Annotated in this window: 22 protein-coding genes; 19 read left to right on the forward strand and 3 right to left on the reverse strand. The window is 56.5% G+C overall.

Annotated features, from left to right (window positions below; genetic code table 11):
- Window positions 1–228 precede the first annotated feature (228 nt).
- Window positions 229–1,194, reverse strand: coding sequence for a helix-turn-helix domain-containing protein (locus PKO02S_RS12540; RefSeq protein WP_127583225.1), 966 nt, complete (start codon window positions 1,192–1,194; stop codon window positions 229–231).
- Window positions 1,195–1,314: 120 nt separating this feature from the next.
- On the opposite strand from PKO02S_RS12540, the gene PKO02S_RS12545 reads away from it, so the two are divergent.
- The 10 genes from PKO02S_RS12545 to PKO02S_RS12590 are packed head-to-tail and all read left to right on the forward strand — an operon-like array spanning window position 1,315 to window position 12,091.
- Window positions 1,315–2,196 carry an acetaldehyde dehydrogenase (acetylating) gene (locus PKO02S_RS12545; RefSeq protein WP_127583228.1) on the forward strand — a complete coding sequence of 294 codons (882 nt, stop codon included), beginning with the start codon at window positions 1,315–1,317 and terminating at the stop codon, window positions 2,194–2,196.
- Window positions 2,197–2,208: 12 nt separating this feature from the next.
- Complete coding sequence (gene dmpG, locus PKO02S_RS12550; RefSeq protein WP_127583230.1) at window positions 2,209–3,234, forward strand: 4-hydroxy-2-oxovalerate aldolase; 1,026 nt, start codon at window positions 2,209–2,211, stop codon at window positions 3,232–3,234.
- A gap of 4 nt (window positions 3,235–3,238) precedes the next feature.
- Window positions 3,239–4,039: an SDR family NAD(P)-dependent oxidoreductase gene (locus PKO02S_RS12555; protein WP_127583233.1), complete on the forward strand. Its 801-nt coding sequence runs from the start codon at window positions 3,239–3,241 to the stop codon at window positions 4,037–4,039.
- A gap of 43 nt (window positions 4,040–4,082) precedes the next feature.
- Entirely contained in the window at window positions 4,083–5,213 is a 1,131-nt protein-coding gene (locus PKO02S_RS12560) for a Gfo/Idh/MocA family protein (protein ID WP_127583235.1), read from the forward strand.
- Between the two features lie 43 nt (window positions 5,214–5,256).
- Entirely contained in the window at window positions 5,257–6,291 is a 1,035-nt protein-coding gene (locus tag PKO02S_RS12565; RefSeq protein ID WP_127583237.1) for a zinc-dependent alcohol dehydrogenase, read from the forward strand.
- A gap of 13 nt (window positions 6,292–6,304) precedes the next feature.
- Window positions 6,305–7,114, forward strand: coding sequence for an SDR family NAD(P)-dependent oxidoreductase (locus tag PKO02S_RS12570; protein WP_127583240.1), 810 nt, complete (start codon window positions 6,305–6,307; stop codon window positions 7,112–7,114).
- Between the two features lie 18 nt (window positions 7,115–7,132).
- Window positions 7,133–7,963, forward strand: coding sequence for a transketolase (locus PKO02S_RS12575; protein ID WP_246066958.1), 831 nt, complete (start codon window positions 7,133–7,135; stop codon window positions 7,961–7,963).
- Entirely contained in the window at window positions 7,960–8,937 is a 978-nt protein-coding gene (locus PKO02S_RS12580; protein ID WP_127583244.1) for a transketolase family protein, read from the forward strand. Before PKO02S_RS12575 ends, PKO02S_RS12580 begins: the two co-directional genes overlap by 4 nt.
- Window positions 8,934–11,135, forward strand: a complete 2,202-nt coding sequence (locus tag PKO02S_RS12585) for a dihydroxy-acid dehydratase domain-containing protein (protein WP_127583246.1) — start codon at window positions 8,934–8,936, stop codon at window positions 11,133–11,135. The genes PKO02S_RS12580 and PKO02S_RS12585 overlap by 4 nt, the downstream gene beginning before the upstream one ends.
- Window positions 11,129–12,091, forward strand: coding sequence for a hypothetical protein (locus tag PKO02S_RS12590; RefSeq protein WP_127583248.1), 963 nt, complete (start codon window positions 11,129–11,131; stop codon window positions 12,089–12,091). Before PKO02S_RS12585 ends, PKO02S_RS12590 begins: the two co-directional genes overlap by 7 nt.
- A gap of 24 nt (window positions 12,092–12,115) precedes the next feature.
- Here PKO02S_RS12590 and PKO02S_RS12595 read toward each other — a convergent pair whose 3' ends face one another.
- Window positions 12,116–12,901 carry a DeoR/GlpR family DNA-binding transcription regulator gene (locus PKO02S_RS12595; RefSeq protein ID WP_127583251.1) on the reverse strand — a complete coding sequence of 262 codons (786 nt, stop codon included), beginning with the start codon at window positions 12,899–12,901 and terminating at the stop codon, window positions 12,116–12,118.
- Window positions 12,902–13,101: 200 nt separating this feature from the next.
- Here PKO02S_RS12595 and PKO02S_RS12600 point away from each other — a divergent pair, with 200 nt between their 5' ends.
- The 3 genes from PKO02S_RS12600 to PKO02S_RS12610 all read left to right on the forward strand — a co-directional run bounded on the left by PKO02S_RS12600 (window position 13,102) and on the right by PKO02S_RS12610 (window position 16,558).
- On the forward strand, window positions 13,102–13,884 hold the full coding sequence (locus PKO02S_RS12600; protein WP_127583253.1) for an MBL fold metallo-hydrolase: 783 nt from the start codon (window positions 13,102–13,104) through the stop codon (window positions 13,882–13,884).
- Between the two features lie 48 nt (window positions 13,885–13,932).
- The gene (locus PKO02S_RS12605; protein ID WP_164821417.1) at window positions 13,933–15,762 is read left to right on the forward strand and encodes a metallophosphoesterase family protein; all 1,830 of its coding nucleotides are present in this window, start codon (window positions 13,933–13,935) and stop codon (window positions 15,760–15,762) included.
- A 67-nt stretch (window positions 15,763–15,829) separates the two neighbouring features.
- A complete protein-coding gene (locus PKO02S_RS12610) occupies window positions 15,830–16,558 on the forward strand; it encodes a ThuA domain-containing protein (RefSeq protein ID WP_127583256.1) in 729 nt (242 codons plus the stop codon).
- A gap of 23 nt (window positions 16,559–16,581) precedes the next feature.
- Here PKO02S_RS12610 and PKO02S_RS12615 read toward each other — a convergent pair whose 3' ends face one another.
- Window positions 16,582–17,370 (reverse strand): DeoR/GlpR family DNA-binding transcription regulator, encoded by a 789-nt coding sequence (locus tag PKO02S_RS12615; protein ID WP_164821418.1) that lies wholly within the window; start codon window positions 17,368–17,370, stop codon window positions 16,582–16,584.
- Window positions 17,371–17,499: 129 nt separating this feature from the next.
- On the opposite strand from PKO02S_RS12615, the gene PKO02S_RS12620 reads away from it, so the two are divergent.
- From PKO02S_RS12620 to PKO02S_RS12645, 6 genes are all read left to right on the forward strand, one after another.
- Window positions 17,500–19,176 carry a type 2 periplasmic-binding domain-containing protein gene (locus tag PKO02S_RS12620; RefSeq protein WP_127583260.1) on the forward strand — a complete coding sequence of 559 codons (1,677 nt, stop codon included), beginning with the start codon at window positions 17,500–17,502 and terminating at the stop codon, window positions 19,174–19,176.
- Window positions 19,176–20,351, forward strand: a complete 1,176-nt coding sequence (locus PKO02S_RS12625; RefSeq protein ID WP_127583263.1) for a hypothetical protein — start codon at window positions 19,176–19,178, stop codon at window positions 20,349–20,351. The genes PKO02S_RS12620 and PKO02S_RS12625 overlap by 1 nt, the downstream gene beginning before the upstream one ends.
- 152 nt (window positions 20,352–20,503) lie before the next feature.
- Window positions 20,504–22,180, forward strand: coding sequence for an extracellular solute-binding protein (locus PKO02S_RS12630; RefSeq protein ID WP_127583265.1), 1,677 nt, complete (start codon window positions 20,504–20,506; stop codon window positions 22,178–22,180).
- 116 nt (window positions 22,181–22,296) lie between these two features.
- Window positions 22,297–23,154, forward strand: a complete 858-nt coding sequence (locus tag PKO02S_RS12635; protein WP_246066960.1) for an ABC transporter permease — start codon at window positions 22,297–22,299, stop codon at window positions 23,152–23,154.
- A 27-nt stretch (window positions 23,155–23,181) separates the two neighbouring features.
- Window positions 23,182–24,066: a carbohydrate ABC transporter permease gene (locus tag PKO02S_RS12640; protein ID WP_127583268.1), complete on the forward strand. Its 885-nt coding sequence runs from the start codon at window positions 23,182–23,184 to the stop codon at window positions 24,064–24,066.
- A gap of 25 nt (window positions 24,067–24,091) precedes the next feature.
- A complete protein-coding gene (locus PKO02S_RS12645) occupies window positions 24,092–25,228 on the forward strand; it encodes an FG-GAP repeat domain-containing protein (protein ID WP_127583270.1) in 1,137 nt (378 codons plus the stop codon).
- The last annotated feature ends 8 nt before the right edge of the window (window positions 25,229–25,236 follow it).

Here is a 25,236-nt window from a genome sequence, read left to right on the forward strand (position 1 = left end):
AAAAATCGGACTACAGACACCGATGCCGCGAGGCGGTACCATGGATGCTGACTAATGAGACGAATTTTCAGAGTAGCCCAACGGAATCCTTACGCCAGAGGACCACCAGAGTGATCTTTCCTTATAGTTTTTCCGAAAAAACACTCTGAATCATTTGTTCAACTAACTTTGATGGTTAGGTCATGTTATTGCGGCGCGGCGCGTGCTACTTTAAAAGGGTGACAACCATTATTCAAGGATCGGCGCGGTCATATTGGTTTCCAGCCGGAAGTCGGTTCTGCGGTCCTGGGTCTGGTCGCGGTAACCGCTTGGAGACAGGCCCGTCCAACGCTTGAACTGGCGGCTGAAGCAGACGGTATTGCGGTAACCGAGTTGATCCGATATTTCCTGAATGGACAGCATGTCGCCCTTGAGCAATTGCTTGGCTTCGCGCAGGATGACGTCCGTCAAATACTGTCTGGGGGAGATGCCGTATACTTTCTGGAACAGCCGATAGCAGTTGGACTTGCTGACTCCGAATTCGCGGGAGATGCTTTGGATCACCGATTTGGAGATATCAGGGTTGGCATTGTTCAGCATCGACCAGTTGACGGATTGTTCGAGCCACGCGGCGATGCGGCATGTCAGCTGATGATCTTCGGATTCGTGCTCCCGCTCTTGTTCCGTGACGCTGACGATGAACTCCGACAGGCAGGCCAGCAATTGAAACGCCGCCTCGTGAATTTTCATCCGGCTGTGCAGGGTCAGCGGCTGGGGCGATCGGGTCAACTGCGCCAGCTTCTGCAGCGTCGGCCGGATCGTCTGAACCATGCGCGAGTCAGACAAGTACAGGACGTCCTTCAACTGCAGCATGGAGCGGTGAAAGACTTCGTCTTCAATATGAAAATGCAAACAAAAGAAGCTCATGTCCGGCGAGCTGGTGACGAAGCAACGATGCGGCGTGTCCGGCGGGATGAAGATCAGATCGCCTTCCGACTGCGAGTAGGGCTGCCCCGACACTTCCATTGTCTGGCTGCCATGCAGCAGGAAGTTGACTTCGAACAGCCGCGGATGGCTATGCTCCGGAAAGGACCAATTGCTGTTGACTTGGCGAGCATGCATGCCATACAGCTTGAAGGTGGTCGTCAGGTCCGGCAGCAAGCATTCGTCGATGACATTGCGCGTGCCGAAGGGAATTCTGTGCGGTTCGGACATCGTTAGCACCTCGCGATCGATTGTGGTTCATTCGTTCATGGGGTCGTTTAGTAGAACTATAGCACAGTCGAGTATGGAATAAAATCGGATAAGAACTATCCATGGGGAAGGTGATCGGTTGTGGCGATCAGAGCCGCAATACTGGGAACGGGCAATATCGGAACGGATTTGTTGAAAAAAACGATTTCGCGCGGCCGCGAGCTGGAGATCGCGCTGTTCAGCGGAATCGATCCGGCTTCCGACGGCATAGCGAGGGCGAAGCGGCTGGGTGTGCCGACATCGTCGGACGGAATCGAGGCCATTCTGAGCGATCCGTCCATCCGCATGGTGTTCGACGCGACGAGCGCGGCGGCTCATCGGCGACATGCGCCGCTGCTGCGGGCGGCGGGGAAATTCGCCGTGGACATGACGCCGGCGGCCGTCGGGCCGTACTATGTGCCGGCCGTCGATCCGAATCTGGAACGGCTGCAGACGGACAACGTCAACATGGTTACATGCGGCGGACAAGGAACGATACCGATCGTCATGGCGATTTCGCGGGTGACGGAAGTGCTCTATGCGGAAACGGTATCCACGATCGCCAGCGTCAGCGCAGGGCCGGGTACCCGCGCCAACATCGACGAATTCACGGTGACGACTGCGCGGGCGGTCGCCGAGACGGGGAGAGCGGGTCGGGCAAAGGCGATTATTATTCTGAATCCGGCAGAGCCTCCGATCGTCAGCCAGAACACGATCTATGCCGAATTGGCGGAAGAGGCCGAGCCTGCGCCGATCGTCCGTTCGATTGAAGAGATGGTTGCCCGAGTGCGCAGCTACGTTCCCGGCTACCGACTGAAATACGAGCCGATATTCGATGGAAGAAGAGTAACGGTTATTGTCGAAGTCGAGGGAGCGGGGGATTACTTGCCCAAGTATGCGGGCAATCTGGACATTATGACGTCCGCCGCGCTGGCGGCGGGGGAAGCGGCGGCGCGAAAAATGAGCCTAAGCGAAAAGGGGTAGGGTGGAACCGTCATGGAGACAAAGCGGAAAATTCGTTTGGTCGATTCGACTCTGCGCGACGGCAGTCATTCCGTCGCGCATCAATATAAGGAAGAGGAAGTCCGCTCCATCGCACGAGCCCTGAATCACGCACGTCCGTACGCGGTCGAGGTGAGCCATGGCGACGGGCTCGGAGGCTCGTCGATTCAGTACGGCTACGGCAAGCTGTCCGATCGCGAAGCGATTCGTCTGGCGAAGGGTGAGCTGAAGGACACGAAGCTGGCGGTCCTGCTGCTGCCGGGCGTCGGGGTCAAAGAAGACTTATGGATGGCTCGCGAGGAAGGCGCGGAAATCGCCCGTATCGCCACGCATGCGACGGAAGCGGATATTTCCGCGCAGCATATGCGTCTGGCGGCGGATATCGGTCTGGAAGTAATGGGATTTCTTATGCTGTCGCATATGGTTGACCCGGATATGCTGGTGCGGCAGGCGCTGGTAATGGAGTCCTACGGCGCAAGTGTCGTCTATGTCGTCGATTCCGCCGGAGCGATGCTGGCCGACGAGGTGCGTTCGAAAGTGGATGCGCTGCGGAGCAGCTTGCAGGTTGAGGTCGGCTTCCATGCCCACAATAATCTGGGCATGGCGATCGGCAACTCGCTGGCGGCGATCGAAGCCGGCGCCTCGGTCCTCGACGGCAGCCTGGCCGGCATGGGGGCCGGAGCGGGCAACGCGGCTACCGAGGTGCTGGCTGTTGTGCTCGACAAGCTCGGCATCGATACCGGCGTGAACGTATACGCCATGATGGATGCGGCCGAGGACACGGTCCGGCCGGTCATGCACAGACCGCAGATCATCGACAAAGCCTCGTTGTCGCTCGGCTACGCCGGCGTATATTCCAGCTTCCTCCTGCACACGCTGCGTCAAGTCAAGAAGTTCGGCCTCGACCCGCGCGACATTCTGATCGAGCTGGGCAAACGCAAAGTTGTCGGCGGACAGGAAGACATGATCGTCGACGTGGCGATGGAGATGAGGCGGCGGTCGACGCAGACGGGGAGATGAGCGGATGGACTTACAGCTTCATGGCAAAAAAGCGCTGATTACCGGCTCGACGAGAGGCATAGGAATGGCCGTGGCGCGAGCGCTGCTGCAGGAAGGCGCCGAGGTGGCGATCAACGGCACGAACGAGGGGCGGCTGGAGACGGCGCTCGCGGAATTGAGCCGACCGGACGCCGTCGTCCGCGGCAAGTGCGCGGACATAGCCTCGCCCGAAGATGTGCGTGCTCTGTTCCGCTTTATGGAGGAGGAGATGGGCGGGCTCGACATTCTGATCAACAACGCCGGCATTTACCGAACAGCCATGCCATTCCTGGACATCCAGGAGAGCGACTACGAGGAGACGATGTCGGTGAACTTCAAGAGCCTGCTGTTCTGCGGGCAGGCGGGCGCCGCGCTCATGAGGCGGCAGGGGAGGGGCGGCGTCATTCTGAACGCCTCCTCCTACGCTGCGCTTATTCCGTCGGCGGGCAGCTCTCTCTACGCCGCATCCAAGGCAGCGATCAGCAACCTGACGCGAGCGATGGCAGGCGAGCTGGCGCCTTACGGCATCCGTGTGAACGCCTACATTCCGGGCGTAATCGCCACCGACATGAACAGCGGAGCGATTGCTAGCAACCGAGAAGGGCTGCTGTCTCAAATTTCGCTCGGGCGCTTCGGAGAACCGGAGGAAGTCGCGGCTCCGCTCGTCTTTCTTGCTTCGTCGCAAGCCTCGTACATCACCGGCTGCATTCTGGAAGTAACCGGAGGCAAGCTGGCGGTGCAGCAGCCGGCCGCAGCCTGGCAAATGGCGGACGGCTCAACAGGGTGAGCAGGAGCAGCGTGCGCCGGTTAACGGGAAAGGGGAGGAACGAATGAAAAAAACGCTGAACGTCGGCTTGATCGGCTACAACTTCATGGGTCGGGCGCACACGCACGGTCTGAAAAATTTATACATGATGGCGGATGATCTGCAGGTTACGCCCCGGCTGCATACGATTTGCGGACGAAACGAAGGCGAAGTGGAGAGGGTGGCCGGCAAGCTCGGCTGGGAGAAGTGGTCGACATCGTGGGAAAGCGTCGTTGACGATCCGGAGATCGACATTATCGACATTGCCAGTCCAGGCAATACCCATTGCGAAATTGCGGTTGCGGCGGCCCAAAAGGGTAAGCACATTCTGTGCGAGAAGCCGCTTGCCACGACATTGGGCGAAGCCGAGCAAATGCTTGCCGCAGTGGAGTCGGGCGGGGCTATGCATCTGGTCAACTTCAATTATCGGCGGGTCCCGGCCGTCATGCTGGCCAAACGGCTGATCGAAGAAGGCAGGCTCGGCGCCATCATTTCTTTCAAAGGCTTCTACCAGCAGGACTGGACGCTGGACGACGAGCTGCCGTTCATCTGGCGCTTCGATAAAGCGGTTGCCGGCGCCGGTTCGATGGCGGACAAAGGCTCGCACATCATCGATCTGGCACGGTATTTGATCGGCGAATTCGAGGAAGTGTCGGCGGCGATGGAAATTTTCGTCAAGGAGCGGCCAATTGCCGGAGGCGGACAGAAGCGGGTAGTGACGACGGACGATGCGGCCGTCTTCACCGCGCGGTTCGCCTGCGGAGCCCTGGGCGTGTTCGAGACGAATCGGATGAGCTCCGGCCGCAAAAACGGACTCTGGTTCGAGGTGAACGGCACCGAGGGAAGCGTGCGCTTCGAGCTGGAGCGTCTGAACGAGCTGCAGGTCTATTCCCGCCGCGATCCGGAAGACTGCCAGGGCTTCCGTCAAGTTCTCGTGACACAGGCGAGCCATCCGTACATTCGGTATTGGTGGCCTCCCGGCCATCTGATCGGCTGGGAGCATACATTTACCCATCAATTTTACGAGCTGTTCCGCGCGATCGAAACCGGGCAGCTGCCGTCGCCGAACTTCAGGGACGGCCTCGTCTGCCAGAAAGTGATCGAGGCAATCAACCAAGCGGCGGTGGAAAAGCGCTGGGTGACCATAGACAGATGACAGGCGGCCGAGGGCAGAGGGCCTACGAGAAGGAGAGAGAACGATGTTAGCGCTCATGAAGCTGAATTCCGGACCGGGCAACGTGGAGCTTGCCGTTATTCCGGAGCCGGCATGCGGACCGGGCATGGTGAAAGTCCGCGTCGCTTGTACCGGCATTTGCGGAACGGATCTTCACGTCTATCACGACACGTTCAAGAATTACCCGCCTGTGACGCTCGGACACGAGTTTGCGGGGGAGATTGTCGAGGCGGGAAGCGGGGTTCGCCGGCTGAAAGCCGGAGACCGCGTGGCGGTGCTCGGCTCGACGGCCGTCGTCTGCGGCCAATGCGAATATTGCCGGCAAGGTCATTATATGTTTTGTCCGGTCCGCAGAGGCATGGGGCACGGCGTGAACGGCAGCTTCACGAAATACGTCGTCGTTCGCGAGGATCAGGCCTACCTGCTGCCGGACGAAGTGTCCTATGAGGAGGGGGCGCTGTCCGAGCCTTTCGCTTGCGCCGTTCAGGCCATTGAGGAGCTGACGGATATTCACGCCGGCGATACGGTGTTGCTGACGGGGCCGGGGCCGATCGGCCTGCTGTGCCTGATGCTGCTCGTTGCCAAAGGCTGCAAGACGATCGTAGCCGGAACGAAGGAGGACGCCGTCCGGCTGGAGATGGCCGGTAGGCTTGGAGCCGATGTCGTCGTGGACGTATCGTCCGAGCGGCTGGCGGACATAGTCGACCGCGAGACGCAAGGCAGGGGCGTCGATGTTTCCGTCGATTGCTCGGGGGCGGCACGGGGGATCGTATCGTGCTTCCAGTCCCTGAAGAAGATGGGTAAGCACATCCAGGTCGGGATTATCGGGCAAGACGTAACGCTGCCGTACGACACGATTCTGTACAAGCAGGCGGCCGTATTCGGCTCGCTCGGACATTCGCTCAAGTCGTGGGACGGCGTCCTGCGGCTGTTGAAGCAGAGGAAAATCGAGCTGTCCCGGATCATCACGCACAAGCTTCCGCTTAGTCAATGGCGGGAAGCGTTCGAGCTGTGCGAGAGCAAGCAGGGCGTCAAGGTGCTTATTTCATACGACGAGTGAGGAGCAAACGGGGATGAGATTGCGGAACAAAATCGTGCTGGTGACCGGCGCGGGCAAAGGGATCGGCAGAGCGATCGCGCTCGGCATGGCGGATGAAGGCGCCGATGTGATCGTCAATTACAATACCGACAAAGAAGGAGCGGAGCAGGTCGTAGCGCAGATTGCCGGCAAGGGCGGGCGAGCCGTCGCGGTCCAGGCGAATATCTCCAGGCCGGACGACATTGTCGCCATGTTCCGGACGATCCGGGAGCAGTTCGGCCGGCTGGATGCGATTGTCAACAACGCCGGGTTAACGGGCTGGACGGGGCTGTTCGAGACGACGGTGGAAAAATGGGATACGGTCATGGAAACGAATTTGCGCGGCACGTTCTTCTGTAGTCTGGAGGCGGCCAAAATGATGAGGGACAGCGGCGGCGGCAGCATCGTTAACGTTTCTACGAACTGCGCCGAGCTCGGGGTGAAAAACTTGGTCGCTTACGCCTCCAGCAAAGGCGGCATCCATGCGATGACGAAGCAGCTCGCGGTTGAGCTGGCCCCTTATCGCATTCGGGTCAATACGTTCGCTCCCGGTCCGACGCTTGTGGATCGCAATACAAACGACGATCCCGACTATGCCCGAACGTGGGGCGAGATGGTGCCGCTCGCCAGGGTGGCCGCTCCGGAGGAAATGGTCGGTCCCGCCGTATTCTTGGCTTCGGACGACTCCAGCTATATGACGGGACAGATTTTCTACGTCGACGGAGGTTGGACAGTGAGCGGCCGAATACCGTCGGAATACTTCGCCAGCGCTGCGACCAAAAACGCGGCTGGCGGCAGCCATTAGAGGGGGAGGCGAATGCCAGTGTCATTCGATGAATCGCTGCTCCGGCGGACGGCGCAAAAGCTGCGCGAGAACATCGTTCGTATGGTGGAGCAGGCAGGCTCCGGCCATAACGGCGGATCGTTGTCCGCCATCGACATCCTGACCTACTTGTATTTTCACCGGATGAATGTCAGACCGCAGGAGCCGCTGTGGCCGGACCGCGACCGATTCGTGCTGTCCAAGGGGCACTGCAGTCCCGCTCTATACGCGGTATTGGCAGAGCGGGGCTATTATGCAGAGGAGACGCTGTGGACGCTGCGGGATATCGAGAGCAAGCTGCAGGGACATCCGGACATGAACAAGACGCCGGGCGTCGACATGACGACCGGCTCGCTCGGCCAAGGCTTTTCCTGTGCGACAGGCATGGCCTTGGGGGCGAAGCTGCAGGGCAAGAGCTGCAACATCTATGTCATGCTCGGAGACGGAGAGCTGCAGGAAGGCCAGGTGTGGGAGGCGGCGATGGCGGCGGCTCATTACGGGCTGGACCATTTGATCGCATTCGTGGACAACAACAAGCTGGAGACGGACGGGTTCACGAAGTCGATCATGAATGTGGAGCCGATCGCGCAGAAGTTCGAGGCGTTCGGCTGGAACGTATACAGCATAGACGGCCACTGCTTGGCCGATATTCATGAAGCGGTGGAGCAAGCGTTGGAGCCGAATGGCCGTCCGACCGTAATCGTGGCGGAAACCGTCAAAGGCAAGGGCGTATCGTTCATGGAGAATGACAGCGCGTGGCATGCGGGTCCGACGACGCCGGAGCAGACAGAGCTGGCGCTGCGGGACATCAAGGAGGGGGCGGCCAAATGAGCGGAACATACGTTTACCAAGGGAAGGAAGCGGTTGCCAACCGCGTCGTGTACGGGCAAACCGTCGCCCGGTTGGGAGAGACGGATCCCCGCATCGTCGTGTTGGACGCCGACATTTCCAAATCGACGAACACCTTTCATTTCGCCAAGAAATTTCCGGAACGATTCTTCAACATGGGGGCCGCCGAGCAAAATCTGATTAGTGTCTCCGCGGGCTTGGCCACGATGGGCCTCGTACCGTTCGCCAGCACGTTCGCCATGTTCGCCTGCCTGCGCGCGAGCGAGCAGGTGCGCACATCGGTGTGCTATCCGCGGCTCAACGTGAAGATCGTGGCGACGAACGCCGGTCTGGAAATCGCCGGCGACGGGGTGACGCACCAAGCGACGGAGGATCTGGCGATTATGCGCGCGATTCCGAATTTGACCGTCGTCTCACCTTCCGACCCGGTGACCACCGAATGGGCGACCGAGGCGATCGCCGCCTATAACGGTCCGGTTTATATGCGGCTCGGCCGGCAGGATGCCCGAGTGATTCACCGTGCCGGAACGAAATTCGAGCTGGGGCGGATGGTCGAGCTGCGCAACGGAGCAGATGTGGCGATCATCGCCACCGGGCATATGGTCGAGCAGGCGCTGTTGGCTGCCGACGTGCTCGCCGGTCGTGGGATTCGGGCGAGAGTGCTAGACTGTCATACGATCAAGCCGATCGACCGCGAGGCGATCGTGCGGGCGGCGAAGGAGACAGCGGGTATCGTCACTGCCGAGGACCACAACGTTATTGGCGGCCTGGGCGCCGCAGTGTGCGAGGTGACCGCCGAAGCGGCCCCCGCTCTGGTGAAGCGCGTAGGCGTGAACGACCGCTTCTGCAGCTCTGGCCGGGATTATCGGAAGCTGATGGCGCATTACGGCGTGGACGCCGCCGCGATCGTCGTCAAGGCGGAGGAGATTGTGCAGGGGAAGAGGGGAATGGGATGAGCGCAGCGTACCCGAATATCGAGAGCCTGATCAATCCGTACCGCGATACGGTATTGTCCAAATCGAACGAGCCGATTACGGTGGCGGGACTGCTGGACCGGGCAAAGCAGACGCTAGGCGCCGAATACGACGGAGCGAAGCCGGACTGGACGCTGGAACGCATCTTCGACCGGCTGGAGGACAACGCGCCGCGCATTGCCATCATCGGCGGCTCGGCCGATCACCCCGCGCACATCATGGATTATCGGACGATTGCGTATGCGGCGCTGCGTATTTGGCGCAACGGCGGCGTGCCGTTCCAGTTCTCCACGCCGGTGATGTGCGACGGCACCGCCCAGGACAACCAGGGAATGAGCTATTCGCTGCAAAGCCGCAACGCCGTCGCCCAGATGGTGGCGAATCAGATGGAGGCTCACAGCTATCACGGCGCATTCGTCATCCAGGGCTGCGACAAGCAGCCGCTCGGCGTCGTCAGCGCGCTGGCCCATGTCGACCGCGTCCGTAGCCGCCGCGGCGAAGCGCCACTGTTCGCCACGTTCGCGCCCGCGCATGTGCTGCATGGCGGCGCTTACCCGGAGGAATTGCTGCCCGATCTGGAGGAGCTGGCCGGGAAGGCCGAGCGGGCAGGCGCACAAGATATCGCGGAGGACATCCGCGATACGGTGGCCTATGTGCTCGTCTGCTCCACGAACACTTCCTTCCAAGGCGTATTCGAGCGTGCCCGGCGGCGGGGGCTCCTAACGCACGAGCAGCATAAGGCGCTGGAGAAGCGGCTCGCGGTCAGCACCTGCGACGCGCAGGGCGGCGTGTGCGCCTTCAACGGCACGGGGAACAGCTCCCGTCATCTGGTCGCCGGTCTGGGGCTTGTGCATCCCGCGCTTGAATTGCTTACCCAGCCGCCGACGGCGGCTCAGGTTTACGAGGCGGTCGACGCCTTCGCCGCGATGATCAACAAGCCGAAGTACCGCATTCTTCATCTTATGGCGGCGAATATTCGCAATGCGATTCGCATTCACAGCTCCTCGGGCGGCTCCACCAATTTGCTGATGCATACTGTGGCCGCCATGCTGTACGGCGGCTTTCGGTTTAGCCTGCGGGAGTACGACCGGCTCCGCCGCGAGTTCCCGGTGCCCGATCTGCTCGATTACAGCTTGACGGAAGGCCGTGACATTTTCACGTTAGCGCAGCAGTGCTGCTCCGGAGACAGCCGCGGCATGGAGACGCTATTCCATGAGCTGCTTCGCCACGGTGTGCCGATGGATACGGAGGCGCCGACCGTAACTGGCACGACATGGGGGGAGCGGCTGAACGACGGAAGGCGAGGAGGGTTGTCCGCCGATCGTGCGCCACGAGATCGGGTTATTCTGTCCTCTCCTCGCCGGCCATTCAGCGGCGTGGATGTGCTGAACGGCAATTTTTTCGAAAGCGCCGTCGTCAAAATCAGCGGAATGCCTACTCCTCAACTGGACAGCTTCGATAAAAAGGTCAATTTCGTCCTATATTTCCACAACGAAGAGGAAGCGAACGCTCATTTGCTGGACCCGGCGCTGCTAGATCGCCTGAAGCGGGACCGCATCCTCCCGCGCGACCGACTGCTGGCCGCGCTGCGGCATAATGCGCCGGATCGCTTCGCGGAGCTGGAATTGGCCGACAACGACAACTTGTTCGACGCCATGGCCGCTTCCGGTGCGTTGAAGCTGGCCGTTGTCATCTCCGGGCAAGGTCCGGCTGCCTTCGGGATGCCGGAGATGTACACGCCGATGCAATATATCAATGCCAACCGGCAACTTCGCAAGCTGGTCACCGTCATCAGCGACGGCCGCTACTCCGGCGTTACGCTAGGCGCCGCCGTCGGACATATGACGCCGGAAGCTTTCAGCGGGGGCGGCATGCTGTATTTGCAAACGGGCGACATGCTGTACCTGGATTTGCGCGGCAAACGCATCGACTTCATTCACCCGGAGGCGCTGCTGCTGGGCGAGGTGCAATCCGTCAATTGGCAGGAAGTGCGCGGCGAACGCTCCGCGCTGGGAGAGGAACGCAGGCAAGCGATCGCAGAGCGGAGGCGCCGGATCGCGACGGCCAATCGTCTGACGGGGCATACCGATGCCGCTTGCGGCGTCGTGCCGCAAGAAGTATACGACGATGCCGAAGAGGACTATCTTCCCTTATTGAACCGAGGAGGAACTGTATGCTGACAATAGATGTATGGTATGGCTGTGAAAGAAGCTTCGGACGGCAGGGGATCCCCCAGGACGCAATCAACATCCTCGGCAACGTCCGGCCCGCCCGCTATGTGGCTGAGCTATTCTACACACTTGACGGGGATTTTCCCGTCAAGCTGTCGCTGGGGCCGGATCGCCGCAGATTGTCCCGACCCGGCGATTTCAACGTGGAAATAGTGACGGAGGGTCTCTCCGAAGGTACTCATACGTTACGATTAGAGGCAGTGGACGTGTCGGGCGGGATCGCGATTTCCGAAGTGATATTCCATTACGGCGGGGAACGCAGACGTTCACCGGAGTTGGAGATCGACTGGCGCGACGTTGCCCGGATAGACGATGCCGCACAGGTAATCGACGGCCTGTGGGGTTTGGCGGACGGCTGTGTGCGCACGCTCGCGCCTGGCTACGACAGGGTAATCGGGGTAGGCGACATCGCTTGGAGCGATTACGAGGTCACGGTCCCGGTGACGATCCACGGCTTCGACATCAAGGGCGTCAATCCGATCGGATATGGATACAATGTAGGCATCGTACTCCGGTGGCAAGGCCATGCGGATTGGGACGGCCGGCAACCCCGGTACGGGTATTACCCTTACGGGGCGCTCGCGCTATATGAATACAATTTTGGCAGAGATCCCCACCATTTCCATCTGCGTCTGTACGGCAACAACGTCCAGCCGTTGAACGAACAGCAATGCGTCATTCGGCTGGAGCTCGGGGTGCCGTACATATTCAAAGCGTTTGTTCGATCCTGTCCGAACGAGACAGCGCATTATGGAATAAAAGTATGGCAATCGGATCAGACGGAGCCGGCAAACTGGGCGCTTGAAGGCCGCGGATTTATCGGAGAGCGAACGGAAGGCGCGGTGCTGCTGCTGGCCCATCATACGGATGCGAGCTTCGGCAATGTGAAAATCCGGCCATGCTAGTGGACGAAGCGCAATAGCCATGCCTTATTCCAGTTCTGCCCGCCATACTTTTAATCCGAGGGTGGTCATGCTCTCGACGAAGGAGGCGGGCGTCAAGGAATCGGTAATGACGTGATGAAGACTGCTCAGATTGCACACATGAGCCATATTGACCTTGCCGAATTTGCTATGGTCGGCGACAAGAACAACTCTGGAAGAAAACTCGATCATCCGTTTCTTGATGCTGGCCAGCAGGAAGTGAGGGTCGGTAACGCCGTGCTGCAGATCGATGCCGGACGTTCCGATGAAGGCTATGCTGGCCCGAAATTGAGTAATCATCTGCTCGGCCAGCGGCCCTACAATGCTAGCCTCCGGGGTCACTTCTCCAATCGTACCTCCGCAGACATACACAGAGATTTTTCTCCCCATCGCATATTTCTTGAACAAATAAGCAATTTCGATGCTGTTCGTAATAATGGAAATGTTGGAGTAACCCGAGAGCAGCTCGGCAATCTCGATATTGGTGGTGCCGGCATCGATAAAGATCGTATCGCCCTCCTTGACCAGGGAGACGGCAAGCCGTGCGATCGCCTGCTTGTACAGCAAGAACGGATCCTGCTCCTCATGGCTTGGAGGCGGGGAGAAATCCGAGCGCGCATTCAGCATGGCGCCGCCATTGATCCGCTTTATGACCCCCTTTTCCTCCAACTCGCTCAGATCGCGGCGCACGGTTGCGGGGGAAGCGCCCAACAGCTCGCACAACTCATGTATTCTTAGCATTACGTTCGTTTCGAGCAGCTTGACAAGTCGTTCTTGACGGTCGATCCGCATCGTTCGTCACGCTCCTTCATTAAAGGTAATAGGAATAGTTTATCAAAAATCGCAACATTGCAATAGTTCAGATGGCTGTAGCTGAAATAATGATTTGAAATGATCATTTTTCTTGTGTTTTTGGTCTTGAAATCATCATAGAATGATAATATGATTATTATAGATCAAGGTAAAGCTTGAAATCAATCAATTTGGGGGTGATGATCATAGCAAGGACTGCAACTTCAATCACGTTTCTAGGTACATCGACCGCTACGCCGGATGTTGGGAGCGACACGGCCAGCTTCTTGATCAATCATTCCATCTTGGTGGACACCGGGTGGAATGTCGTATCGAACTTGCGAAATCTGGGCGTTCAGCCTAGCGATCTCAAGTACGTCTTGTTCACCCATTTCCATCACGATCATTATTTGTCGCTGCCATCGCTGCTGTATTTTCTGCTGAGCCGAAAAAAGCTGGGCGAGGTTACCTTTATCGGCCCGCAGGCAGAGCTTGAGTTTGTCATCAAACAAGCGCTCAGCTTCCTGCAGGTTGAGAGGTTCTGGCCGGGTGTTGAGCTGCCCAAGCTGATCCCGCTAACGCCCGGGCAATCCTATGAGGCGGAGGAATTCAAGTTCACTACTTGCCCGACGCTCCATCCTGTGGAGGGGGTCTGCTACCGGTTCTGGGATAAGGTGACTGGCAAGGAGTTTTCGTTTGCAGGCGATTCGGCTTATTACGAGCCGATCATCGAGCACGTTCGAGGGACGTCGCTGCTCATCCACGAGGCATCACTAGGTCCGGTAGAAGCCGATCCGGAGAAGAATGCCTTTCTGCACTCAGGCGCGATCGATGCGGGCAAGGTTGCCAGCCAAGCGGAGGTCGGCCAATTGATGCTCGTTCACGGCCCGCTTGCCAAAGCGGAAGAAAGCGTTCGCGCTGCGCAAGAGGTTTTCACAGGCCATGTCCTGTGGCCCATTGAAGGTAAAACCTACGAGGTTTAAGGGACTGCATGACAATTTATACTAGCAGCTAGAGAGGGAGGATTCCATTTGCGGATAGTAGTGCTCGGAGATTTCCATATCCATAAAGACGAGTTCGACCTGACACGGCAAGCGATCGACGACATCAACGGCTGCTCGCCCGATTTGGTTGTACCGCTCGGCGATTTCGGCTGCAACGCCACGATCGGCGGCGTAGAAGGCTTAGAGCAGGCTTATGGGTTTTTAAGACGACTGGAGGCGCCTCTGCGTCCGATTCTTGGCAATCACGACATGCAGAGAGAGACGGGACAAGTCGGGCTGCAGCCTAAGGGAACGATGGAGAAAGCGTTTTTATCGACATTCGAATTGGATTCAACTAATGGTGTGCTGGAGTACGAAGGTTTTCGACTCTTCTTTATCGGAACGGATTTGCAGCCTGAAGATTCCTGCTACATGGAGCAGGAATGCTACGTAACAGACGAGCATTTCAGCTGGCTTATTGGCAAGCTCCGGGAGAGACCGGGAGTCCCGTGCATCTTCTTCACCCACGCGCCTCCGATGGGGGCGGGATTGCGAACGGTTCCGCGCGTTCATGTGCGGGCGACTAACGCCTACCTGGATCAGAACCACCGCTATGGGCGTTGGATGGAGCTGATCCGCGAGTTTCCCGCCATCAAGCTATGGTTCTCTGCGCACTACCATCTTGGACACGATCACGCGGATTCAAGCTCCGTCCGCAGTGGAACTCGATTTTTCATAACAGGCGTTCACGGCTCCTGCACCCGAGACGGGCTCAGGCAATCGCGAATCATCGATATTCATGGAGATAAGGTCAGTGTGAGCACGCTGGACCATAATAGCCGGCTGCTTCGTCTGCCGCCCGATTGGTTCGGCAGCCTGCGCGCCTCTGCTGCACCTGAAGATGAGCCCTCGCTTAAGGCAGCCGATCAAAACGGCCTGCGCCTCGTCTCCTCCTTCCCGATTGGCGATGAGCCCGCGATCCCGGAAGGGATTGTCCCGATCGATGAGGATCGCTGCCTCGTCGCTTCGCGCGACGGCTTTCTATGGGAGATACGTCCTGAGCTGCAAGCGGTCATCGGTACGTTGCATCTGGGACTTCCGCTTACTGCAGCAGCCAATGCGGAGGATGGAATATGGCGCACCTGGTCTTCCAAGCTGGTGAGAAGTCCGAAGAACAGCCCATGGCGTTTCCAGCGCCATAAGGCGGAAGAGAGCTACCCGGAGATGATCGAGCTTGAGCATCCGGCTGTAGCCATCGCTCCCCGCGCAGGAGGAGGCATATGGCTCGGAGCGGGCAATGAACTGAGCTTTGCCGAGCAAGGCAGGATGCAGACGGTAGGCGGCTTTGAAAGCGAGATCCGCAGTCTGGTTGCAGACGGGCTCGTCCTGTATGTGCTGCTGCGGAATGGAGATTTGTTCAAGCTGCCGCAGAGAAAGACGAAGAAAGCCGGCATCGAGCTTGTCGGCAGGCAGATCGTCTGCTGGGATTCGCTGAAGGGACATGCGGCCGGAGTGAGGAGGAGCGAATCCGGGTATTCCATCCTGTATTTCACAAGCGTTGGCCAGTCGGTCGAGGTGACCTTGTCCGTCCCGTCGCTTGAATCGTATTCGACGGCGGAGCCGACCGCTCAGATCATAATGCTTCAGCCTGGCCGCGTATTGCTTCGCTGCGAGAATGAAGTATTCCTGTGGAACGGCATCCACTCCAGTCCGCTCAAGCTGGAGCTGGGAGAGCAGATTGTGCATGCCGCTTCCCGGCCGGCGGATATGGGCGAGGCGGAGTGGAAATTTTGGCTCTGTACGAGCAGCCGCCAGCTTAGGGACAAACCCCAGCTTCAGCTGTGGGCGTGCGAGGTTCCTCTGACACCGGCGCAATAGCAGCCCAGGGGAATGAGGGGCAGGCGCAGGGTTTGGAGAGAGAAACTAGAAAAGGGAGGCGCTTGGGTTGATTCGAGTAACGGTATGGAATGAAAATTGGCATGAGAAGAAGGATGAGAAGGTCATCCGGATCTATCCGAACGGCATCCACGGCGCCATCGCAGAGGGTATTCGTTCCGAGGAGCTGAGCATAAGAACAGCCACTCAGGATCAAGAAGAGCACGGATTGACCGAAGAGGTGCTGGATAACACGGATGTGCTGATCTGGTGGGGGCATATGCGGCATCATCTCGTATCCGATGAAATTGTGGAACGCGTACGCAAGCGGGTATGGAAGGGCATGGGGCTGATCGTACTGCATTCCGGCCATTTCTCCAAGGTGTTCAAAAGTCTGATGGGCACCTCCTGCGACTTGAGGTGGCGGGAGAACGACGAAAAAGAGCGCATTTGGGTCGTCGACCCTGCCCACCCGATCGCGGAAGGACTTGGCTCATACTTCGAGCTGGAGCGCGAGGAAACATACGGAGAGCATTTCGACATTCCCGCCCCCGACGAACTGGTGTTTGTGAGCTGGTTCGAGGGAGGGGACGTGTTCCGCAGCGGCTGTACGTATCACCGTGGTCAAGGAAAAATCTTTTATTTTCGGCCTGGTCACGAAGAGTTCCCGACCTATTACAACAAGGACGTGCTGCGCGTCATCTCGAATGCTGTCCATTGGGCGGCTGCCGGTCGAGGAGCGACTCCGAAATACGGCAAGTCGCAGGCGCTGGAAGCGGTTTCTGCCAAGATTAGCTAAGTTGCGGAGGGGCTGCAGCCGACTCAGGACAGCATCGCTCTGGTTACCTGAACTCCGACTGCTGACAGACTGTCGACGTAGGAATCCGGCGTCAATTGGTCTGTTATGACATGATGCAAATTGTTCAAATGGCACACATGCGCCATGTTAACCTTTCCGAATTTGCTGTGATCGGCTGTAAGCACGACTTTGGAGGAATATTCAATCATCGTCTTCTTAATGTTGGCGACCAGCAAGTAAGGTTCGGTCACTCCATGCTGAAGGTCGATGGCGGCAGTGCCGATGAAGGCGACATTAGCTCGAAATTGAGAAATCATTTGCTCCGCCAAAGGTCCGACGATGCTTGCTTCTGGAGTGAACTCCTTGATCGTGCCGCCGCAGACAAAGACGGAGATGTTGCGGGATCTAGCCAGCAGCTTGAACTTGTAGGCGATTTCAACGCTGTTGGTTACGATCGAGATATTCGACAAGCCGGTGAGCAGCTCGGCGATTTCATTATTGGTGGAGCCCGAATCGATGAATATGGTGTCGCCTTCATGAACCAGTGTAATGGCGACTCTGGCAATCGCTTTCTTGCAGGTGTCCAATGGGCCTATCGCTTCAAGCGAGCGTTCAGCCGTTCCGACGGTAGCCCTGGCATTCATCATAGCTCCGCCGTTCACGCGAAGCACATAACCTTGCTCCTCCAGATGAGCCAGATCGCGGCGGATCGTAGCCGGAGATGCGTGAAGCTTATCGCAGAGCTGCTGAATGCGCAGCATCACATGCTGTTCGAGCAGCTGTATCAGTTGTTCTTGTCGATCATTTTGCATAAGAATCGGGTTCTCCTTGTCATTCATGATTTGATTTGATCATATCAAAAACAAATTTGATTGAAAAGCATTAATATTTTTAAGTATTATGATTCATAACAATCATTATTCTGGAGGTTGAGGTTGTCCATGAAATCTAGCGCAACAGCACGTAGCATCGCCCTTATGGCTTCGTTTCTTATCGTATTGTCGGCATGCAGCAGCTCAGAGCCTCCCGCTACTGTCGGGGAATCGCCAGGGGTGTCGTCTTCCCCTACCCCCAAGGCTGGCAAATTCGATCCGCCGGTCGAGCTGTCCATTGTAGGAGAAGTTTATCCTACCCTCTTCTTCGACGGAGGCTCGTCCTACGAGAAAAACTCGGTCTTCGACGCATACGAGCGGGACTTGGGCATCAAGCTGACCAAAAAATGGACGATTGCGAGCAATCAGTATTCGCAGAAGGTAACATTGTCCATCGCTTCAGGCGATATTCCCGATCTGATGAGAGTAACGGCGTCTGAGCTGCAGCAGTTGATCGATAACGACATGCTGGCCGATCTGTCCGCAGTCTACGACAAATTCGCTTCTCCGCAAACGAAGAAGTTCATGATGGTTGATGGCGGCAAGCAGCTCGATTCGGCCAAGTATAACGGCAAACTGATGGCGATTCCGGCTACCGACAGCCCCTATAACGCAGCTCAGTTTGTTTACATCCGGAACGACTGGCTGCAGAAGCTGAATTTGCAGCCGCCTAAGACAATGAGTGATTTGCTGGCCATCTCGGAAGCGTTTACGAACCGGGATCCGGACGGAAACGGCAAAAAAGATTCCTATGGGTTCGCCGCACAGAAGGAGATTTATAATGCGAACTATGGGTTCTTGGGGATGTTCTACGGCCATCACGCTTACCCGCAGACCTGGGTGAAGGATGCAACAGGCAATCTGGTGTATGGCAGCATTCAACCGCAGATGAAGGCGGCGCTTAAAGTGCTTCAGGACTTGTACAAATCGGGGCAGATCGATCCGGAGTTCTATACGAAGGACCATGCCAAAGAAAGCCAGCTTGCGTACGTCGATCAAATCGGCATGACCTTCGGTCCGTTCTATGCGGGGAACTCTCCATTGTGGGCTGTCGCCGTTAAAAATCGGAAGCTGACCCAGGACTGGTCTGTCTTCCCGCTCGTCTCGGCCGACAGCAGCCCGGCCAAGACGGTCGCGCCTCTCGGGGTGAAGGGCTATTACGTCGTAAGCAAGAAAACCAAAAATCCGGAAGCGGTAATCCAGCTGTTGAACCACTGGATCAAGATCGATTCGGAGCCCCTTACCGCTGAGAACCGTCCATTCAAGTACGGGAAGCTGGATCAAGGCCTGTGGCAGCTGAACCCTCTTGTCGTGACGCCACTGGATCAATATGCTAGGCTGGGCGGGTTGATGTCGAAGGCTGTGGCGGCGAAGGACAATAGCAGTGTGAAGGATGATGTATTGGGCAGCCTGATGTATCAGGAGACGATGGCGTTCTTGAACGGCGACGATGAGAAGTGGGGCACGTGGATGAAGACGCGTCCGGGCGGCAGTATGGAGCTGATGAACCAATATCTGAAGGAAGACCGGTACATGTTCGATGAATTCATATCGACGCCGACGCTGACAATGGCTTCGAAAAAGTCGATTCTCGATCAGAAGGAGCTGGAGGTCATGACGAGCATCATCACCAATAAAGCGCCGATCGAGGAATTCGACAAATTCGTGGAGGAGTGGAAAACGCTCGGCGGCAGCCAGATTACCAAGGAAGTGAATGAATGGTATGCGGCGAAAGGGAAAAAATAATGGAGATGCAGGCACTATACACCGGCGTGAATTCCGACTGGGTTTGGGAGGATCGCCGATTCAGAATTAAACTTCAAGTGCCTTCGCTTGGTATTGGGAGGGTTCCGCAGATCGCGGAGCTCTCCGTCACAATCGATCACGGAGGCCCCCCGCTGCCACGATCGGAAGGGGCGACTCTGAATCCGGACTCGATCGTTATCGCGGAGACAGATGCAGAAGGACGATGCTTGCGTTCGGACGTCATTTTCCAATGGAGTCAGCATGCCTACGGGGTAGCAGATGCCAATACTGGTGCTTTGCTGATTTGGATGCCGCCCTCCCAAGATACTGATACTCCCCGTTATTATCATCTTTACTACAATACATGCGGAGAGAGCTTCGTCCCTGTCATGGCGCAGAAGCTGGTTACGGTCGACGACAACATCATGGATGAAGGCCAGGAATGCTTTCGTATATCGTCAGAGTTCCTGACATACTACTACCAGAAGCAGGCGGCCGGGTTCTCCAGCGTATTGGACCGAGAGGGGAGAGATTGGATCGGCTATCGGCCGGGCGGCGGTCCCGCCGGGGAATTTCGAGGCATTCCGAATATGGTGCATCCGGAGGGGCAATTTCATCCCGGGGCGGAGGGGGCCGCCAGTCGCATAATCGAACAAGGTCCGCTCAAGATCAGCCTTCTATCCGAGACGCTGGATGGCAAATGGGCATGCCGGTGGGACCTGTTCCCCTCACACGCGCGAATGAGCGTTCTGCGTGCCGGGCATCCGTATTGGTTCCTTTACGAGGGAACGCCTGGCGGTCGATTCGATGTCGAGCAATTCGAGGTCGTGCGTTCTCCGGGTGTGTGGAGCAAGGGGGAGGATCGATGGACGGAGCGCCTCGCAGGGGAGAAATGGGTGTACTTCAAAGAATTCGAGCTTGGTCGATCCTTATTTGTGATCCATCACGACGATGATGGCTCCACGGATTCCTATTGGCCCATGAATGGACAGATGACTGTATTCGGATTCGGCAGATCGGGATTGGATAAATCGATCGAAGGGTTAGCGACGTTTACGTTCGGCTTGTCCGAGCTGGAGAACGATGCTCTTGAAGTTCATATTCGAGAATTGATTCGGAGACCCGCAGAGGTTATATGCATTCCGGAATGCTTGTCGATTGATCAGGTTGATTGAACATAATCATTTTTTTAGGCATATTTTAATTGGATAATGAATACAAGAAAAAAATGAACCAAATCAATCATAATATTAAAAATTTATGATTGACATAATCCAAATTGATCATTATTCTGACATTGTACGAAAAATTTTGAGGGGGAATAAGCATGCATCGCAAAAGCTTGTTATCTGTAACGACGTTGATTGTAGCCGCGACAGCCGTGTTATCGGGCTGCGGCAGCTCAGACAATGGAACCACCAACACCGTCTCGTCCTCCAGTCCAACCGCCTCCAGCAAGCCGAGCATCAATCTTGGCAAGTATGACCCTCCAGTCGAACTGTCGTATGTTGGCACGCTGGCGGCAAATATTAAATTTGACGATGGCGACACCTACGAGAAGAATGGCGTAACCGCGATGTATGAGAAGGATCTGGGAATCAAGCTTGTCAAGAGTTGGACGGTCGACGCCGGTCAGTACGCGCAGAAGGTGGCGCTGAGCATTTCCTCGGGTGAGATGCCGGACTTGATGAGAGTACCGGTCGGTGAGCTGCAGCAGATGGTAGACAGCGGCATGCTGGCTGATCTGACCGATGTGTATGCCAAGTATACTACGGAAGCCACGAAGAAATTTATGACGAGCGACGGCGGCAAGCAGTTGGAGTCAGCCAAATTTGGTGGTAAACTAATGGCAATTCCGGCGACAGACAGCCCCTTCAACGCCGCGCAATTCATTTACATTCGTAACGATTGGCTGACTAAGCTGGGCCTGCAGCCACCCAAGACGATGAGCGATTTGCTGGCCATTGCGGAAGCGTTTACGACCAAGGACCCTGACGGCAATGGCAAGAACGACTCCTATGCGTTCGCCTCGATGAAGGAAGTCTATAATGCGCAGTACGGTTTCCTGGGATTGTTCTATGGCTATCACGCCTATCCGGGAGCCTGGATCAAGGATTCTTCCGGCAAGCTGGTGAACGGCAGCACCCTGCCGGAGATGAAGGCGGCACTCAAGGTGCTCCAGGAGCTGTACGCGAAAGGTCAAATCGACAAGGAGCTGTTCACGAAGGATCACGGCAAAGCGAATGAGCTCGTGTCGACGGATAAAGTCGGCATGACGTTCGGAACGTTCTCGGCACCGGGCTTTCCGTTGCAGGCCGCGGTCATCAAAGACAAGAAATTGACGCAGGACTGGTCGGTGTTCCCGCTAGTATCGTCCAACAGTGCAAAGGCGAATAACGTTGTCGGTCTTGGCGTGACGAACTACTACGTTGTATCCAAGAAGGCCAAAAATCCGGAAGCAGTTATGAAGCTGCTGAATCGCTGGATCGAAGTGGATAACAAACCGATTACGGATGACACCCGATTCTACAAGTTCGGCAAGCAGAACCAAGGCTATTGGCAGCTCAACCCGCTGGTGCTCGCGCCTCAGAATTTGAACTCGGAAACCGGAGGCGTATTGTCTAAGGCCATTACGGCCAAAGACCCGACTCCGCTCAAGGACAATCCAAGCGGAACCCAGCTTTATCAGGACACGATGGATTACTTAAACGGTGTCCAGGACAAATGGGCGAGCTGGATGAAGTCACGTACCGGCGGATCGCTCGAGATCATGTACCAATACGGGCAAAACAAGCAATATGTCTATAATGAGTTCTATGGTGCGCCTACTCCGACAATGGTAACGAAGAAAGCGATTCTGGATCAGCGCGAGCAGGAGATGATCACCAAAATCGTAACGGGTGGTTCGCTGGACGAGTTCGACAAGTTCGTAGCGGATTGGAAGTCGCTCGGCGGCGAACAGATTACGAAGGAAGTCAATGAATGGTTTGCCAAGCGCAAATAAGATTTATAGATCAGAGATGTTGAAAAGGGATGCCGGCCAACCGGCTCCCTTCTTCTATCGACAGGGGGAGAATCGATGTGATCAAGAGATGGGGGAATGAATGGCCGTTTCATCTGATGCTGCTTCCGGCCGTCATTTTGGTCCTGATCTTCGAATACGGACCAATGCTTGGCATCGCGATTGCGTTTCAGAAGTTCATACCGGCTCGTGGAATATTTCATTCCCAGTGGGTGGGCCTCGATAACTTTACTTACATGTTATCGATTCCGGACGTGAAGCGAATCGTCCGCAATACGCTCTTCATTGCAACATTGAAAATCATTAGCGGCATGACGGTTCCGATTATTGTAGCTTTGCTGCTGAACGAGGTAAAAAATACGATATTCAAACGAATCAGTCAGACGCTCGTCTATTTGCCGCACTTTCTGTCTTGGGTCATTATAAGCGGTATTCTAATCGAAATCTTGTCACCGTCTTCCGGGCTTGTGAACGATGCCATCAAAGCGCTCGGCATGCAGCCGATCTTCTTCTTGGGCGACAATCGCTGGTTCCCGTTTACGCTGGTTATCTCTAATGTTTGGAAGGAATTCGGCTTCAGTACCATTGTATATTTGGCTGCGCTGACCAGCATCAATCCTACACTGTATGAAGCAGCCGAAATTGACGGCGCCAATCGCTGGCGTCAGACGCTGCATGTGACATTGCCAGGAATCGTGCCAATCATTATTCTGCTCGCTACGTTAAACTTGGGGCATGTACTGAACGCAGGGTTCGATCAGATCTACAACCTGTATAATACCCAAGTTTATAGGAGCGGAGATATTATTGACACGTACGTTTATAGAATCGGCCTGCAGCAGGCGCAATACGGTTTGGCAACGGCTGTGGGAGTGTTCAAATCCGTTGTTTCTCTGATCCTGATAATTGCTTCTTACACGATTGCTTACCGGGTTGCTAACTACAGAATTTTTTAGAACATCAGTTGGGGGAGGCTCTTCGCAATGCTGCATCGAATGTCATGGAGTCGGAAAGCGTTTCTTGCCGCCAACTATTTGCTGCTTGGTTTGCTGTCCGCGCTTTGTATCGTTCCGTTTGTTCATATTCTTGCCATCTCCTTCAGCTCGGCCTCGGCGGCAACGGGAGGCTTGGTCAAGCTGTGGCCGGTTGATTTCACTACGGCCGCCTATGAGTTTGTATTGGGGCAGGAGGAATTTATCCGTGCGTTCGGCATATCGGTGAAGCGGGTGCTGCTGGGAACGGCGGTCAATATGATCTTGACGATTCTAGTTGCTTATCCGCTGTCCAAGGAAGTACGCCAGTTCCGATGGAGAACGCACTACGCCTGGTTCTTCGTCCTGACGATGTTATTCTCCGGCGGATTAATTCCGCTTTATATGACAGTCCGCTCCCTGCATCTGCTCGATTCGATCTGGGCGCTTATCCTGCCGGCCGCCGTCCCTGTTTATAATGTAGTGCTGCTGCTGAATTTTTTCCGCGGCTTGCCCAAGGAGCTGGAGGAGTCGGCCAAAATCGATGGAGCCGGTCCCTTCAGGATCATGTGGAAAATATTCGTGCCTCTGTCGATGCCGGCGTTGGCCACTCTTACATTGTTCTGCACGGTCGGTCACTGGAATGCCTGGTTCGACGGCTTGATCTACATGAACCAGCCTAAGAACTATCCGCTGCAGAGCTTTCTCCAGACCGTCGTGATCGCTAGGGACTCTAGCTTCCTGACGGATGAAGAGATAGCGCTGCTGATGCTCATTTCGGACCGAACCAAAAATGCGGCGCAAATTTTTGTCGCTACCTTTCCGATCCTGCTCGTCTACCCGTTTCTGCAGAAATACTTTATTAAGGGGATCGTGCTTGGCAGTGTGAAGGAATAACTACTATTTCATAGAGGTGAGCGGAATGTCGAATCCATTGTTTCATAAAAATGTCGTCGGGGAAGTAAACAACGAAGTGGGTTCCTGGAGCATGAACACGTTCTGTGCCGTAGGGGACATCAACAACGACGGCTTGCCGGATATCGTCGTCTCTGGACGCAATGGCCAGCTGGTTTGGCTGGAAAACAACGGCAGCCCGGATGGCTGGAAGACTCACGTAATCGATCAGGTGACCAATCTGGAATGCGGAGGGGTGGTCAGCGATCTGGACGGAGACGGGTATCCGGACATTGTGATCGGAGGCGACGCCCGGTCGGACGAATTGCACCTATGGAAAAATCCGGGCTCTTCGGGCGGCGCCTGGACGCGCCACGTGATTGCCAAGACCGGCTCCACACAGTTTCACGATACGGCAATCGGGGATGTTACGGGCGACGGGACCCGCTCCTTGATTTATTGGAACAATCGGGCCCACTCCCTGCTTCGGGTTCCGGTGCCTTCCGACACGACGCAGACGCCTTGGCCGGGAACCGAGACGATTGCGACCGGCAAGGTTGTGAACGGATTGCCGGAAGAGGGACTTGTTCTGGCGGATCTGGACGGAGACGGCGTCAACGAGATTGTGGCGGGCACATATTGGTACAAGTATACCGGCGATTCGAGTCGCCCTTGGGAGGAGCACCGGTTCGCCGAAGGCTATATCACGACGAAGATCGCTGTCGGCGATGTGGATGGAGACGGCAAGCCGGAGATCATATTGTCCGAAGGCGACGCCTGCATCTATGGCAAGCCGGAGGGAGGCAAGCTCGCTTACTTCCGCCAGCGCAGCGATATACGCGACATGTGGGAAGAGATCGTAATCGCCGAAGGCTTATACGATCCGCATACGCTGCATGCCGCCGACCTGTGCGGCAACGGCCGGATGGATCTGCTCGTAGGCGAGATCGGCATCAAGGACCAATACGAAGTGAAGAAGCCGCGTATTATGATCTATGAGAACCAGGGAGACGGGACCTTCTCCCGCAAGCTGGTCGATGAGGGAACCGGGACCCATAATGCTGTGCTTGCGGATATGTTCGGCCGGGGCGCGCTCGATCTCGTCGGCAGGCCGCTGCACGGCGGAGAGAAGTGGCAAGTGCATCTGTTCGCAAGGGAGGTGTAGCAGCCCGT

This window comes from Paenibacillus koleovorans NBRC 103111, assembly GCF_004000845.1.
Taxonomy (GTDB): domain Bacteria; phylum Bacillota; class Bacilli; order Paenibacillales; family NBRC-103111; genus Paenibacillus_AA; species Paenibacillus_AA koleovorans.

Coding starts and splice junctions, on each gene's coding strand:
- PKO02S_RS12540 (WP_127583225.1), bottom strand. CDS start 1,194: ATGTCCGAACCGCACAGAATTCCCTTCGGCACGCGCAATGTCATCGAC.
- dmpG (WP_127583230.1), top strand. CDS start 2,209: ATGGAGACAAAGCGGAAAATTCGTTTGGTCGATTCGACTCTGCGCGAC.
- PKO02S_RS12555 (WP_127583233.1), top strand. CDS start 3,239: ATGGACTTACAGCTTCATGGCAAAAAAGCGCTGATTACCGGCTCGACG.
- PKO02S_RS12560 (WP_127583235.1), top strand. CDS start 4,083: ATGAAAAAAACGCTGAACGTCGGCTTGATCGGCTACAACTTCATGGGT.
- PKO02S_RS12565 (WP_127583237.1), top strand. CDS start 5,257: ATGTTAGCGCTCATGAAGCTGAATTCCGGACCGGGCAACGTGGAGCTT.
- PKO02S_RS12570 (WP_127583240.1), top strand. CDS start 6,305: ATGAGATTGCGGAACAAAATCGTGCTGGTGACCGGCGCGGGCAAAGGG.
- PKO02S_RS12580 (WP_127583244.1), top strand. CDS start 7,960: ATGAGCGGAACATACGTTTACCAAGGGAAGGAAGCGGTTGCCAACCGC.
- PKO02S_RS12585 (WP_127583246.1), top strand. CDS start 8,934: ATGAGCGCAGCGTACCCGAATATCGAGAGCCTGATCAATCCGTACCGC.
- PKO02S_RS12590 (WP_127583248.1), top strand. CDS start 11,129: ATGCTGACAATAGATGTATGGTATGGCTGTGAAAGAAGCTTCGGACGG.
- PKO02S_RS12595 (WP_127583251.1), bottom strand. CDS start 12,901: ATGCGGATCGACCGTCAAGAACGACTTGTCAAGCTGCTCGAAACGAAC.
- PKO02S_RS12600 (WP_127583253.1), top strand. CDS start 13,102: ATGATCATAGCAAGGACTGCAACTTCAATCACGTTTCTAGGTACATCG.
- PKO02S_RS12615 (WP_164821418.1), bottom strand. CDS start 17,370: ATGCAAAATGATCGACAAGAACAACTGATACAGCTGCTCGAACAGCAT.
- PKO02S_RS12620 (WP_127583260.1), top strand. CDS start 17,500: ATGAAATCTAGCGCAACAGCACGTAGCATCGCCCTTATGGCTTCGTTT.
- PKO02S_RS12625 (WP_127583263.1), top strand. CDS start 19,176: ATGGAGATGCAGGCACTATACACCGGCGTGAATTCCGACTGGGTTTGG.
- PKO02S_RS12630 (WP_127583265.1), top strand. CDS start 20,504: ATGCATCGCAAAAGCTTGTTATCTGTAACGACGTTGATTGTAGCCGCG.
- PKO02S_RS12635 (WP_246066960.1), top strand. CDS start 22,297: ATGCTGCTTCCGGCCGTCATTTTGGTCCTGATCTTCGAATACGGACCA.
- PKO02S_RS12640 (WP_127583268.1), top strand. CDS start 23,182: ATGCTGCATCGAATGTCATGGAGTCGGAAAGCGTTTCTTGCCGCCAAC.
- PKO02S_RS12645 (WP_127583270.1), top strand. CDS start 24,092: ATGTCGAATCCATTGTTTCATAAAAATGTCGTCGGGGAAGTAAACAAC.